Source organism: Microbacterium sp. FG3, assembly GCF_057809335.1.
In genome coordinates this window covers 58,290-70,732 of the sequence record NZ_JBMDJT010000011.1, presented here as the reverse complement: position 1 = coordinate 70,732, position 12,443 = coordinate 58,290, and the positions used below count along the sequence as shown (strand labels likewise).

General features: G+C 74.0%; 15 protein-coding genes. 13 read left to right on the top strand and 2 right to left on the bottom strand.

Going from position 1 to position 12,443, the window contains the following annotated elements; translation table 11 throughout:
• Positions 1 to 64: 64 nt before the first annotated feature.
• A complete protein-coding gene (locus ACODR5_RS05835) occupies positions 65 to 1,420 on the top strand; it encodes an RsmB/NOP family class I SAM-dependent RNA methyltransferase (protein WP_460815626.1) in 1,356 nt (451 codons plus the stop codon).
• A 12-nt stretch (positions 1,421 to 1,432) separates the two neighbouring features.
• Here the strand turns inward: ACODR5_RS05835 and ACODR5_RS05830 are convergent, their stop codons facing one another.
• Positions 1,433 to 2,593 carry a hypothetical protein gene (locus tag ACODR5_RS05830; protein ID WP_488983010.1) on the bottom strand — a complete coding sequence of 387 codons (1,161 nt, stop codon included), beginning with the start codon at positions 2,591 to 2,593 and terminating at the stop codon, positions 1,433 to 1,435.
• Between the two features lie 72 nt (positions 2,594 to 2,665).
• Between ACODR5_RS05830 and ACODR5_RS05825 the strand changes: the two genes are divergently transcribed.
• The 11 genes from ACODR5_RS05825 to trpA all read left to right on the top strand — a co-directional run bounded on the left by ACODR5_RS05825 (position 2,666) and on the right by trpA (position 10,519).
• Positions 2,666 to 3,850: an MFS transporter gene (locus ACODR5_RS05825; RefSeq protein ID WP_488983009.1), complete on the top strand. Its 1,185-nt coding sequence runs from the start codon at positions 2,666 to 2,668 to the stop codon at positions 3,848 to 3,850.
• 7 nt (positions 3,851 to 3,857) lie between these two features.
• Positions 3,858 to 4,532, top strand: a complete 675-nt coding sequence (gene rpe / locus ACODR5_RS05820) for a ribulose-phosphate 3-epimerase (RefSeq protein WP_460815499.1) — start codon at positions 3,858 to 3,860, stop codon at positions 4,530 to 4,532.
• A 43-nt stretch (positions 4,533 to 4,575) separates the two neighbouring features.
• Entirely contained in the window at positions 4,576 to 4,839 is a 264-nt protein-coding gene (locus tag ACODR5_RS05815) for a phosphoribosyl-ATP diphosphatase (RefSeq protein WP_449853158.1), read from the top strand.
• Positions 4,840 to 4,878: 39 nt separating this feature from the next.
• On the top strand, positions 4,879 to 5,718 hold the full coding sequence (gene hisG / locus ACODR5_RS05810; protein ID WP_488983008.1) for an ATP phosphoribosyltransferase: 840 nt from the start codon (positions 4,879 to 4,881) through the stop codon (positions 5,716 to 5,718).
• Entirely contained in the window at positions 5,718 to 6,479 is a 762-nt protein-coding gene (gene hisF, locus ACODR5_RS05805; protein WP_460815501.1) for an imidazole glycerol phosphate synthase subunit HisF, read from the top strand. The genes hisG and hisF overlap by 1 nt, the downstream gene beginning before the upstream one ends.
• On the top strand, positions 6,476 to 6,838 hold the full coding sequence (gene hisI, locus ACODR5_RS05800) for a phosphoribosyl-AMP cyclohydrolase (protein ID WP_460815503.1): 363 nt from the start codon (positions 6,476 to 6,478) through the stop codon (positions 6,836 to 6,838). Before hisF ends, hisI begins: the two co-directional genes overlap by 4 nt.
• On the top strand, positions 6,838 to 7,443 hold the full coding sequence (locus ACODR5_RS05795) for a Trp biosynthesis-associated membrane protein (protein WP_449853154.1): 606 nt from the start codon (positions 6,838 to 6,840) through the stop codon (positions 7,441 to 7,443). Before hisI ends, ACODR5_RS05795 begins: the two co-directional genes overlap by 1 nt.
• Positions 7,444 to 7,522: 79 nt before the next feature.
• The gene (locus ACODR5_RS05790; protein WP_488983012.1) at positions 7,523 to 7,753 is read left to right on the top strand and encodes a DUF6704 family protein; all 231 of its coding nucleotides are present in this window, start codon (positions 7,523 to 7,525) and stop codon (positions 7,751 to 7,753) included.
• Complete coding sequence (gene trpC, locus ACODR5_RS05785; RefSeq protein ID WP_449853152.1) at positions 7,753 to 8,532, top strand: indole-3-glycerol phosphate synthase TrpC; 780 nt, start codon at positions 7,753 to 7,755, stop codon at positions 8,530 to 8,532. The genes ACODR5_RS05790 and trpC overlap by 1 nt, the downstream gene beginning before the upstream one ends.
• The gene (trpB, locus tag ACODR5_RS05780) at positions 8,529 to 9,737 is read left to right on the top strand and encodes a tryptophan synthase subunit beta (protein ID WP_488983007.1); all 1,209 of its coding nucleotides are present in this window, start codon (positions 8,529 to 8,531) and stop codon (positions 9,735 to 9,737) included. The genes trpC and trpB overlap by 4 nt, the downstream gene beginning before the upstream one ends.
• Positions 9,734 to 10,519 (top strand): tryptophan synthase subunit alpha, encoded by a 786-nt coding sequence (gene trpA, locus ACODR5_RS05775; protein WP_488983006.1) that lies wholly within the window; start codon positions 9,734 to 9,736, stop codon positions 10,517 to 10,519. The genes trpB and trpA overlap by 4 nt, the downstream gene beginning before the upstream one ends.
• Before the next feature lie 13 nt (positions 10,520 to 10,532).
• On the opposite strand, the gene ACODR5_RS05770 is transcribed toward trpA, so the two are convergent.
• On the bottom strand, positions 10,533 to 11,219 hold the full coding sequence (locus ACODR5_RS05770; RefSeq protein WP_488983005.1) for an SGNH/GDSL hydrolase family protein: 687 nt from the start codon (positions 11,217 to 11,219) through the stop codon (positions 10,533 to 10,535).
• 111 nt (positions 11,220 to 11,330) lie between these two features.
• On the opposite strand from ACODR5_RS05770, the gene lgt reads away from it, so the two are divergent.
• Complete coding sequence (lgt, locus tag ACODR5_RS05765) at positions 11,331 to 12,353, top strand: prolipoprotein diacylglyceryl transferase (RefSeq protein WP_449853148.1); 1,023 nt, start codon at positions 11,331 to 11,333, stop codon at positions 12,351 to 12,353.
• Positions 12,354 to 12,443: the final 90 nt, after the last annotated feature.

Genomic DNA, 12,443 nt, shown 5'->3' with positions numbered 1-12,443 from the left:
AGGCAGGGCTGGGGCGCCCCGGCGCGCGCCGCAGCGCCGGCGGGAAGCGCGCGGGCGCGACGAGGTGCAGCCGGCGCGCCGCGTGGCGTTCGCCGTGCTGCGGGCCGTGAGCGACTCGGACGCCTACGCCAACCTGCTGCTGCCGCGGGAGCTCGAGCGGGCCGGCCTGAGCGGACCCGACGCGGGCCTGGCGACGGAGCTGACCTACGGCACGCTGCGGCGGCAGGGGACCTACGACGCCATCCTCGCCGCCGCCGCGGACCGCGATCCGGCGCAGATCGATCCCGCCGTGCGCGACGCGCTGCGCCTCGGCATCCACCAGCTGATGTCGACGCGCGTCGCCTCGCACGCCGCCGTCAACGAGTCGGTCGAGCTCGCGGCCGAGTCGTCCGGCCGGGGCGCCGCCGGCTTCGCGAACGCCGTGCTGCGCCGCGTCGCGCGCGAGACGCCCGGCGAATGGCTCGACCGGATCGCCGACGCGGCGCGCTCCGACGACGAGCGGCTCGGGCTGGCGCAGTCCCATCCGGTCTGGATCGTCCGCGCCCTGCGGCGCGCTCTCGCGGCGGAGGGCAGGCAGGGCGAGCTGGAGGACCTGCTCGCCGCCGACAACGCCTCGCCGCGCGTGTCGATGGCCGCGCTGCCCGGCCTGGCCGAGCCGCGCGAGCCGGTCGCTCCCTACTCGCCCGTGGGGTTCCGGCTCGACGCCGGCGATCCCGAACCCGTCGTGCGCGCCTCGGAGGGACGGCTGCGGGTGCAGGACGAGGGCTCGCAGCTCGTCGCCCTCGCGCTCACCCGCCTGTCGCCCGTGCGCGCGGGGGAGCGGTGGCTGGACCTGTGCGCCGGCCCCGGCGGGAAGACCGCGCTGCTCGCGGCCGAGGCGCTGGCCGGCGGCGCGTCGCTCGAGGCGAACGAGGTGGTGCCCGCGCGCGCCGGGCTCGTGCGCCGCGCCGTCGCGGCCGTGCCGCTCGAGGTGACCGTGCACGAGCGCGACGGCCGCGAGCTCGCCGCCGAGCGCGCTGGGGAGTTCGACCGCATCCTCGTCGACGCGCCGTGCACGGGGCTGGGCGCGCTGCGGCGGCGGCCCGAGGCGCGCTGGCGCAAGCAGCCGGCCGACGTGGCGGAGCTCACGGCGCTTCAGGAGCAGCTGCTCCTCGAGGCGTTCGGCGCGCTGCGCCCGGGAGGCGTCGTCGCGTACGTCACGTGCTCGCCGCACCTGGCCGAGACCATGGCCGTCGTCGGGGCGGTCCGCGACCGCCTGGGCGACGCGGCCGAGGAGCTCGACGCCCGCGCGGCGCTGCAGTCGGTCGCCCGCCGTCCGCTGGACCTGCCGGTCCCGGGGGACGGATCCCGCCGCGCCCAGCTGTGGCCGCATCGTCACGGCACCGACGCGATGTTCCTCGCCCTGCTCCGCCGCCGCTGACCGCCGGACGCGTCAGTCGGGCGTCGCGGCGTCGATGAGCGCCTCGAGGTCGGCCTGCGCCGCCTCCGCGTCGGCGCGCAGCTGGGCGGCCCGCGCCTTCTCGGCCTCGAGGGCCGCGCCGCGCGCCTCGATGTCGGCGCGGAACGCCTCGAGCTCGGCATAGCGCGCCGCGAGCGCGGCCTCCCACGACATCCGCTCGGTGCGCCCGTCGGGATACGTGACGATGCTCGCGTACTGGGCGCGCAGCTCGGGAGGCGTCGCGTTGAACTCGTCGGCGTCGGCGTTGTACGAGGCGAGCGCCGCCTCGTGCGCGCCGCGATCCGCCGAGAGCTGCGCCTCCTCCTGCGCGTTCGCCTGCTCGAGCGCCGACACCTCGTCCCACCGCGCGCGCAGCGCCTCGTTCGCCTGCGGGATGACCGATTCGGCGCGACGGTGCGTCTCGACCAGGGCGGCGCGGTCGCTGATGTAGCGGCCGTAGACGCCCTCGAGCTCGGCGGCGAAGCCTCCGGCGCCATGCACCTGGGTGCCGAGGTAGGCGAACCGCTCGTTCGCGAGCGAGCCCGTGTGATCGCCGACGGACGCATCGATCTGCGCATGGATCGGATCGTCCGCCGGCAGGCGCGCGGCCTCCTCGGTGATGAGACGGTCGACGAGATCCCGCTCCGCATCGTCCAGCCCCGCGTAGACGGCGTGGAGCAGCTCGTGCGCCGCGGTGATCACCGTGGTGTCGTGCAGCCGCGGGTCGGCGGCCTGGAACACCGCGATGCGGTGATCGGATCGGTAGCAGCCGAGCACCTGGAACGACCCCTCGGCGGCCGCCCGGTGAGCGCTGTCGCAGAGGGTGCGGATGCCGTCACCGTCGACGATCTCGGGCGCCGTGGACAGGAACAGCTCGCGCCCCTCCGCGGTCAGCGGCATCCGGTCGGCCAGCTCCACGGCGGCCGCGCTCGGCTCCCCGTGCCGCGGCAGACCGCCGTCCGGCGCCGCCAGGCCGGGCGCCGGCGGTCGCCACCCGTCCTCGCCCGACAGCGCCGCCTGGATGAGGGTGCCGGCGAACAGCGCGACGCCGCTCACGGCGACGACGATCGCGAGCACGCCGGTGCGGCGCGCGCCCGATCGCCGGCCGTCGCGGGGCGGGCGGGGCGCGGCGGGCGGCGCCTCGAAGAGGGTCACGAAGCACATCATGCCCGAGCCGGGGTCGCCGTGGGCGGCGGATTCCGCACGACGCCATAGGCTCGGATGTCTATGGCGACTTCCGACTCCGCGGCCCGGCGCGCGCGCTGGGCCGTCTCGGCCTGGTTCTTCCTCAACGGCGCGACGCTCGCGAACCTCGTGCCCCACTTCCCGGCGATCAAGGCCGAGCTGGGGCTGAGCAACGCCGCGTACGGGCTCGCGATCTCGGCCACCGCCCTCGGCTCGGTCCTCGTGGGGCTGAGCGCGGGCTGGTTCGTGCAGCGCTTCGGGTCGGCGCGCACGGCGGCCTACGCGATGGTGCTCTCCACACTGGCCGCGGCGCTGGCGGGCATGGCGCCCACCGGCGTGCTGTTCGCGGCCGGCCTGTTCGCGCTCGGGGCGACCGACGCGATCACCGACGTCGGCCAGAACGCCCACGGCCTGCGCGTGCAGCGCCGGCTCGGGCGGTCGATCATCAACTCGCTGCACGCCATGTGGTCGGTCGGCGCCGTCACCGGCGGTCTCATCGCCGCGGGCGTGCTCGCCCTCGGCATCCCGCGCGCCTGGCACCTCGGCACGGTCGCCGTGCTCATCGCGCTGTGCGGCGTGCTCTCGCTGCGGCTCGCGCTGCCCGGCGCCGACGGCTCCGACCTCGAGGGGGAGCACGCGGCGGCGCGCGGCGGTCACTGGTCGCGCATGCGCATCGTGCTCGTCATCACGGCGCTCGTCGTCATCGCGATCGCCGGCGCCCTGACGGAGGACGCCGGGAGCACGTGGGCGGCGGTGTACCTGTCCACAGAGCTGGGTGCCGCCACGACCGTCGCGGCATGGGGGTACATCGCGCTCCTCGTCGCGCAGACGGTGGGCCGGTTCGCGGGCGACCGGCTGATCGACCGCTTCGGCCAGAGGCTCGTCACGCAGGCCGGCGGCCTGCTGATCGCGGCCGGCCTGGGCGCGGCGCTGCTGTTCCCGAGCATCCCGGGGACGATCGTCGGCTTCGCGCTGGCCGGTCTCGGCTGCGCGACGATGATCCCCACGGCGATGCACGAGGCCGACGCGATCCCGGGCCTGAAGCCCGGCACCGGGCTCACGATCGTGTCGTGGCTGCTGCGGATCGGGTTCCTCGCCTCGCCGCCGATCGTCGGGCTCATCGCCGACGCGACCGCGATCCGCTACGGACTCGCGATCGTGCCCGTCGCCGGCGCCCTCGTCATCGCGCTGGCCATGGCGCTGCCGCGCAGGGCCGTGCAGGGATAATGGCGACGTGACCCTCCCGCAGGCCCCCCGCATCAACCCGAGCATCCTGTCGGCCGACTTCGCCAACATGCAGTCGGAGCTCGCGCGCATCTCGGGCGCGGACTTCGTGCACGTCGACGTGATGGACAACCACTTCGTGCCGAATCTCACCTTCGGGCCGCAGATGGTGCAGCGCATCCAGGCCACGAGCCCCGTGCCGCTCGACGTGCACCTCATGATCGACGACCCCGACCGCTGGGCGCCGGGCTACGCCGAGCTCGGCGCGGCGTCGGTGACGTTCCACCTCGAGGCAGCGGCCGATCCGCTCGCCCTCGCGGCGCGCCTGCGCGAGATCGGCGCCCGCGCGGGCGTCGCCGTCAAGCCCGCCACGCCCGTCGAGCAGCTCTTCGACCACCTGGACGCCTTCGACCAGATCCTCGTCATGACCGTCGAGCCCGGCTTCGGGGGGCAGTCGTTCCTGGCCGATCAGATGCCCAAGCTGCGCAGCCTCGCCGACGAGGCGCGCCGCCGCGGATCGGACGTGTGGCTCCAGGTGGACGGCGGCATCTCGGCCGACACGATCGCGCAGGCGGCCGCGGCGGGCGCCGACACGTTCGTCGCGGGCTCGGCCGTCTACGGCGCGGACGACATCGACGCCGCCATCGCGGCCCTGCGCGACGCCGCGGCGGCGCACCGCCACTGACCGCGCGGGCGGGCTTCCCGGCACCTGCCGGTAGCCTGGACGGGTGAAGACGTTCGACGAGCTGTTCGCGGAGCTGAGTGAGAAGGCGCAGACGCGGCCGGAGGGATCCGGCACCGTCAGGGAGCTGGACGCCGGCGTGCATGCGATCGGCAAGAAGATCGTCGAGGAGGCGGCCGAGGTCTGGATGGCCGCCGAGTACCAGTCGGACGAGGAGGCGGCCGAGGAGATCTCGCAGCTGCTGTACCACCTGCAGGTGCTCATGATCGCGAAGGGTCTGACGCCGGCCGACGTCTACCGACATCTCTGAGGCGCGCCCGGAACCGTCATCCTCGACCCGAAAGACCCCATGCTCCGCATCGCCGTTCCCAACAAGGGCTCGCTCTCCGAGACCGCCATCGCCATGCTCGCCGAGGCCGGCTACGCCACCCGCCGCGACACCAAGCAGCTGCACCTGATCGACGCCGCCAACGACGTCGAGTTCTTCTACCTGCGCCCGCGCGACATCGCCACGTACGTCGCCTCCGGCGCCCTCGACGTGGGCATCACCGGCCGCGACCTGCTGCTCGACACCCGCATGCCCGCGCGCGAGATCGAGGCGCTCGGCTTCGGCAACTCCACGTTCCGCCTCGCTGCCCGGCCCGGACGCTTCTCGCGCATCGAGGACCTCGAGGGCGTGCGCGTGGCGACCGCGTTCCCCGGCGTCGTCGACGCGCTCCTCGACGCGCGCGGCGTGGCCGTCGACATCGTGCCGCTGGTCGGCGCCGTCCAGTCGGCGGTGGAGCTGGGCGTCGCCGACGCCGTCGCCGACGTGGTCGAGACCGGCACGACCCTGCGCCAGGCCGGCCTGGAGATCTTCGGCGACGTGCTCATGGAGTCGGAGGCCGTGCTCATCGGGGCGCCCACCGAGGCGCCCGGCACCGACCGGCTGCTGCGCCGGCTGCGCGGCGTCATGGTCGCCCGCCGCTACGTGATGGTCGACTACGACCTGCCCGTGGCCCTGCTCGACCAGGCCACCGCGATCGCGAAGGGCATCGAGTCGCCCACCGTGTCGCCGCTGCGCGACCCGGAGTGGGTGGCCGTGCGGGTGATGGTGCCCCGCAAGGGCATGAACCGCGTCATGGACGAGCTCTACGAGCTCGGCGCGCGCGCCATCCTCGTCACCGCGATCGACAACGCGAGGCTCTGATGTCGGTCGTGACCCGGGTGATCCCGTGCCTCGACGTGGCGGCCGGGCGCGTGGTGAAGGGCATCAACTTCGAGAACCTGCGCGAGATGGGCGACCCCGTCGAGCTCGCGCGGCGGTACTTCGAACAGGGCGCCGACGAGATCACGTTCCTCGACGTCACCGCCACGGTCGACGAGCGCGCGACGATGCACGACGTCGTGCGGTGCACCGCCGAGCAGGTCTTCATCCCGCTCACGGTCGGCGGCGGCATCCGCAGCGTCGACGACGTCGCCCGCCTGCAGGAGGTCGGGGCCGACAAGGTCGGCGTCAACTCCGCGGCGATCCGCCGACCGGCGCTGATCGGCGAGATCGCCGACCGCTTCGGCGCGCAGGTGCTCGTGCTCTCGCTCGATGTGAAGCGGTCGCCGCGCACGCCGTCGGGCTTCGTCGTGACGACGCACGGCGGGCGGCAGGAGACCGACCTCGACGCGCTCGACTGGGCGCGCGAGGCGATCGAGCGCGGCGCGGGCGAGCTGCTCGTCAACTCGATCGACGCCGACGGCACGAAGCAGGGCTTCGACCTCGAGCTCGTGGGGCTCATGCGCGAGCTGTCGACCGTGCCGGTGATCGCCTCGGGCGGCGCCGGCGACGTCTCGCACTTCGCCCCGGCGGTGCGCGCGGGGGCGGACGCGGTGCTCGCGGCGAGCGTGTTCCACTCGGGGCAGATGACCGTCGGCGACGTGAAGACGGCGCTGCGCGCGGAGGGGGTGCCGGTCCGATGAGCCAGCCCATCGATGTCGAGGCCCGGCTGGACCGGGTCGCCTTCAACGCCGACGGGCTCGTGCCCGTCGTCGTGCAGCAGCACGACACCCTCGAGGTGCTCATGCTCGCGTGGATGGATCGCGAGGCGCTGCGGCGCACGCTGACCGGCGGGCGCGCCGTGTACTGGTCGCGCTCGCGCGGGGAGTACTGGCGCAAGGGCGACACGTCCGGTCACGTGCAGGAGGTGCGCGGCGTGCGCATCGACTGCGACGGCGACACCGTGCTGCTGCTCGTGGACCAGACGGGAGCGGCCTGCCACACCGGCACGCACACGTGCTTCGACACCGACGAGCGCGACCTGCTGCCGGGAGCGCGCTGATGGGTGCGATGCGCCGGATCGACGGCTGGGCGGGCCGCCGCGGTCGCTCGCTCTCGGTGCTGCTCGTCCTCATCGGCGGCGCCGTGCTGCTCGTGGGCTCGACCCAGACGTGGCTGAGCGCGCAGCTCGCCGACGCGACGCTGCCCGTGCCGGGTGCGTCCGCCTCGCCCGTGCTGCAGCCCCTCGCGCTGGCGGCGCTGGCCCTCGCGCTCGTGCTGGCGCTCGCGGGCGTCGTGCTGCGCTACATCCTCGGCGTGCTCGCGGTGCTCCTCGGGTTCGTGCTCGTCGCCACCACGAGCCGGATCGCGTTCGCCCCGCCCGTGTCGGCCGCGGCGTCGGCCGTCACCGAGCACACCGGCCTCGCGGGCGAGGAGGCCGTCGGCGAGCTCGTGGTCTCGCTCGCCGTCACGCCGTGGCCGATCATCTCGCTCGTCGCCGCCGCGCTCGTGGTGCTCGGCGGCGCAACGGTCGTCTCGACGGCGCGGCACTGGAAGCGGTCCGGCCGCCGGTACGAGACCGCGAGCGCGGCTCCCGCCGACGGCCCGCTCGACGCGATCGACTCGTGGGACGACCTGAGCCACGGCCAGGACCCCACCGCCCGCTGAGCGCCGCCCCGCGGCGCGGTCGCTCGGCCCCTCCCGATAGACTCGAACCGGTCCCATGCATCGAAGGAGCACCCACGAGATGAGCAACCCCCTCACCGACCCCGGTCACGGACACTCGCCCGCCGCGTGGACGGCGGTGATCATCATGCTGGTGGCGCTGGCCATCGGCACGACGGCGCTGTTCCTCGACCAGATGTGGCTCGTGTGGGCATCGGTGGTGCTCTTCGTGAGCGGTCCCATCGCGGGCTGGATCCTGTCCAAGGCCGGCTACGGCGCGAACGGTCCGAAGTACTCGACCAAGGCGCACTGATGTCTCTCCTGGCGGAGCTCACCGCCGGGTCGGTCGCGGATGCCGAGGCGCGCGAGGCCGTCCGCCCGCTCGCCGAGGTCGAGCGGGCCGCGCTGGCCCAGCCGGCGGCGCGCGACGCGCTCGCATTCCTCGCGCCCGCCGACCGCGTCAAGGTCATCGCCGAGGTGAAGCGCGCGAGCCCCTCGCGCGGCGACCTCGCCGAGATCCCCGATCCCGCACGCCAGGCGGGGCTCTACGAGACGGGCGGCGCGTCGGCGATCAGCGTGCTGACGGAGCAGCGCCGGTTCAAGGGCTCGCTCGACGACCTGTCGGCCGTCAAGGCCGCCGTCGGGCTGCCGGTGCTGCGCAAGGACTTCGTCGCCACGCCGTACCAGGTGTGGGAGGCCAGGGCCGCCGGCGCCGACCTCGTGCTCCTCATCGCGGCGGCGCTCGAGCAGCCGCTGCTGGAGCGGCTCTACGCACTCGTCGTCGAGCTGGGCATGACGCCGCTCGTCGAGGCGCACACCGCCGACGAGGTGGCGCGCGCGGCGCAGCTCGGCGCGCGCCTCATCGGGGTGAACGCGCGCGATCTGTCGACGTTCGAGCTCGACCGCGACCTGTTCGGCCGGCTCGTGGACGGCATCCCGTCCGATGCCGTGAAGGTCGCGGAGTCCGCCGTGCTCGAACCGGCCGATGTCGCGCACTACCGCGCGGCCGGCGCCGACGCCGTGCTCATCGGCGAGGCGCTCGTGACGGGCGATCCCGTCCTCACCCTGCGATCCTTCCTGGAGGCGTCATGACACTCCGCGAGCAGCCGGGGCCGTTCTTCGGCGACTTCGGCGGGCGCTACATGCCCGAATCGCTCATCGCGGCCATCGACGAGCTCGACGTCGCGCACCGCGAGGCGATGGCCGACGCCGCGTTCCGCGCGGAGCTCGCGACGCTGCTGGCCGACTACGCCGGCCGGCCGTCGGCGCTCACCGAGGTGCCGCGCTTCGCGGAGCACGCGGGCGGGGCGCGCATCTTCCTCAAGCGCGAGGACCTCAACCACACGGGCAGCCACAAGATCAACAACGTGCTCGGTCAGGCGCTGCTCACCCGGCGCCTGGGCAAGACGCGCGTGATCGCCGAGACCGGCGCCGGCCAGCATGGCGTGGCGACCGCGACCGCGGCGGCGCTGTTCGGCCTGGACTGCACGATCTACATGGGCGAGGTCGACACCGAGCGCCAGGCGCTCAACGTCGCCCGCATGCGCCTGCTCGGCGCCGACGTCGTCCCCGTGACGACCGGATCGCGCACCCTGAAGGACGCCATCAACGAGGCGTACCGCGACTGGGTGGCGAGCGTCGCGACGACCAACTACATCTTCGGCACGGCGGCGGGACCGCACCCGTTCCCGGCGATGGTGCGCGACTTCCAGAAGGTCATCTCCGAGGAGGCGCGCGCGCAGCTGCTGGAGCGCACCGGGCGCCTGCCCGATGCCGTGCTGGCCTGCGTCGGCGGCGGCTCGAACGCGATCGGCATGTTCGACGCCTTCATCGACGACGAGTCCGTGGCGCTCTACGGCGTGGAGGCGGCGGGCGACGGCGTCGACACCGAGCGGCACGCCGCGTCGATCGCCCGCGGCCGCGAGGGCGTGCTGCACGGGGCGCGCACCTTCGTGCTGCAGGACGAGGACGGCCAGACCGTCGAGTCGCACTCCATCTCGGCCGGCCTCGACTACCCGGGCGTCGGGCCGGAGCACGCGTGGCTCGCGTCGATCGGGCGGGCCACGTACATCCCCGCCACCGACGACGAGGCGATGCAGGCGCTGCGCCTGCTCAGCCGCACCGAGGGGATCATCCCGGCCATCGAGTCGGCGCACGCCCTCGCGGGCGCGCTGCGCATCGGCCGCGAGCTGGGTCCCGACGCCGTGCTCGCCGTGTGCCTCTCGGGCCGCGGCGACAAGGACATGGACACCGCGGCGCGGTATTTCGAGCTCTACGACGAGGGAGCGGGCGAATGACCTCGGCCGTCGAGGCCGCGATCGACGCGGCGAACGCCGAGGGGCGCGCGGCGTTCATCGGCTACCTGCCCGCGGGCTTCCCCGACTTCGACACCTCGCTGAAGGCCGCGGTCGCCCTCGCCGAGAACGGCGCCGACGTCATCGAGCTGGGCCCGCCCTACAGCGACCCCGTGATGGACGGCCCGATCATCCAGGAGGCGACGAACGCCGCGCTCGCCTCGGGCTTCCGCACGCCCGACCTGTTCCGGCTCGTGCGCGCCATCACGGAGCGCGTGCGCACGCCGGTGCTCGTCATGTCGTACTGGAACCTCGTGGTGCAGTACGGCGTCGACCGCTATGCCGACGCCCTCGCCGCCGCGGGCGGCGCCGGCCTCATCACGCCCGACATCACGCCGGACGCCGCGGCGGAGTGGATCGCGGCCTCGGACCGCACCGGCCTGGATCGCGTGTTCCTCGCGGCGCCGACGTCGACGGATGGGCGGATGGACATGATCCGCGACGCCTCGCGCGGCTTCGTGTACGCGGTCTCGACGATGGGCATCACGGGCGAGCGCACCGAGCTCGACCGCGCCGCGCGCACCCTCGTGGGGCGGCTGCGCGACCGCGGCGTGCGCCGCGCGTGCGTGGGCATCGGCATCTCGACGCCCGCCCAGGTCGCGGGCGTCGCGGAGTACGCCGACGGCGCGATCGTCGGCACGGCGCTCGTGCGCGCCCTGCGCGACGGGGGAGTAGCGGGGCTGAGCGAGCTCGCCCGCGAGCTCGCCGCCGGCACCCGTCGCTGACGCGCGGCCGGTCTCACCGCCGCGGCAGCGCGCCGAGGATCCGCTCGGCGTACTCGGCGTGCCCCGCGGGCGTGAGGTGGATGCGGTCGCGGCCGACGGGCAGGTCCCAGTCGAGCGCCGACACGTACGTCATCCCGCGCGCGGCCGCCTCCTCGGCGAGCACGACGTCGACGGCGGCCTCGCCGTCGCGCCCCGGAACGTCCATCGGCCCCACCACGACGACGCGGGGCACGGCCTCCGCGGCGTCGAGCACGGCAGCTGCGCTCCGCCGCAACGACTCCGGCTCGGCGGAGACGTCGTTGAGTCCGCCCTGGATGACGAGGGTGTCGGCCCCCGTGTCGACGAGGCGGTCGATGCGGTCCTCGAACGCGTTCGGGCCGCACGCGCCCTCGTTGACGTACCCCGTCAGCGGCACCGCATCGAGCAGGACGGTGTCGCCGGTGGCGCGCTGCGCGAGGAAGTCGCTCCAGCGCGTGCCGCGATCGCTCAGGGCGTCGCCGGCCGCGTACGAGTCGCCGAGCACCGCGATCCGGCCGCTGCCCTCGCCGAGGGTCTCGATCTCGCCGTAGCGCTGCTGATAGGCGCGGATGTCGTCGCACCCGGCGGGCTCGTCCGCACGCGTCACGCTCATCGCGATCGTCCCGGCGGCCGCAAGGGCCGCGACGGCGGCCAGGGAGAGGAGCAGGGTGCGGCGACGCATCCGGCCAGTCTGGACCAGGCACCTGCCCCGTTGCTGAGCGGCGCGCGGGGCGGGGGCGTGCGCGTCCCGCGCGTGACGGCGCGACGCGCCGCCTGAACTAGACTCGCAACCATGCTGTCTACTGCCCTGACGAACGTCGTCGCGAGCATCCCCAGCCCGCCGGTGAGCTCCTGGAGCTGGGAGTTCGGACCCATCACCCTCGGTCCGTTCACGTTCGGGCAGTTCACGATCCACTTCTACGCGCTGTGCATCATCGCCGGGATCATCGTGGCGACGATCCTGACGAACCACCGCCTCACCAAGCGCGGCGCCGAGCGCTGGATCGTCATCGACATCGCGCTGCTCGCGGTGCCGCTGGCGATCATCGGCGCGCGCATCTTCCACGTCGTCACGCACCCCGGCTACTACTTCGGCGAGGGTTCCAACCCGTGGAACATCACCCAGCCCGGCTCGGTGTGGGCGATCTGGGAGGGCGGCATCGCCATCTACGGCGCGCTCATCGGCGGAGCGATCGGCGCCTGGCTCGGGTGCCGGTGGACGGGCATCCGGTTCTGGACCTTCGCCGACGCCCTCGCACCCGGGCTGCTGCTCGCGCAGGCGATGGGCCGCTTCGGCAACTGGTTCAACCAGGAGCTGTTCGGCTGGCCGACGGATCTGCCCTGGGGCCTCGAGATCGACGCCGACAACCCGGCGATCCCCGCTGGCCTGCCCGAGGACACGCTGTTCCACCCGACCTTCCTCTACGAGGTGATCTGGAACGTGGCGGGCGTCGTCGTGCTGCTGTGGCTCGGCCGCAAGCTCGCCTTCCAGTGGGGCCGCCTCTTCGCGATCTACCTGCTCTGGTACGGCGCCGGCCGCGTCGTGTGGGAGTCCATCCGCATCGACCCGAGCGAGGTCATCCTCGGCCTGCGCACGAACGTGTGGGCCTCGCTCGCCGCGATCGTCGTCGGTCTCGTCATCCTGGCACTGCAGCGCCGCCACACCGGCATCGAGCCCTCGCCGTATGTGGCCGGGCGCGAACCGGCCCCCGAGGCCGGGGTAGAATCCTCGGAAGGATACGTCGACACCAGCGACCCCACGTCGACGGACGCCCCTCTCGAGGCCGCCGCCACAAGCACCGCCGCCGCGAAGTAGCGCTTCCGAGCTCCCGCCCGTACCGTCGAGTAACGGGCCGCCCGAGCCACGCGCTTCGCGGGCATCCCGCGGCTCCCTTCCCGGGTCAGC

Coding starts and splice junctions, on each gene's coding strand:
- ACODR5_RS05825 (WP_488983009.1), top strand. CDS start 2,666: ATGGCGACTTCCGACTCCGCGGCCCGGCGCGCGCGCTGGGCCGTCTCG.
- hisG (WP_488983008.1), top strand. CDS start 4,879: ATGCTCCGCATCGCCGTTCCCAACAAGGGCTCGCTCTCCGAGACCGCC.
- hisF (WP_460815501.1), top strand. CDS start 5,718: ATGTCGGTCGTGACCCGGGTGATCCCGTGCCTCGACGTGGCGGCCGGG.
- hisI (WP_460815503.1), top strand. CDS start 6,476: ATGAGCCAGCCCATCGATGTCGAGGCCCGGCTGGACCGGGTCGCCTTC.
- ACODR5_RS05795 (WP_449853154.1), top strand. CDS start 6,838: ATGGGTGCGATGCGCCGGATCGACGGCTGGGCGGGCCGCCGCGGTCGC.
- ACODR5_RS05790 (WP_488983012.1), top strand. CDS start 7,523: ATGAGCAACCCCCTCACCGACCCCGGTCACGGACACTCGCCCGCCGCG.
- trpC (WP_449853152.1), top strand. CDS start 7,753: ATGTCTCTCCTGGCGGAGCTCACCGCCGGGTCGGTCGCGGATGCCGAG.
- trpB (WP_488983007.1), top strand. CDS start 8,529: ATGACACTCCGCGAGCAGCCGGGGCCGTTCTTCGGCGACTTCGGCGGG.
- trpA (WP_488983006.1), top strand. CDS start 9,734: ATGACCTCGGCCGTCGAGGCCGCGATCGACGCGGCGAACGCCGAGGGG.
- ACODR5_RS05770 (WP_488983005.1), bottom strand. CDS start 11,219: ATGCGTCGCCGCACCCTGCTCCTCTCCCTGGCCGCCGTCGCGGCCCTT.
- lgt (WP_449853148.1), top strand. CDS start 11,331: ATGCTGTCTACTGCCCTGACGAACGTCGTCGCGAGCATCCCCAGCCCG.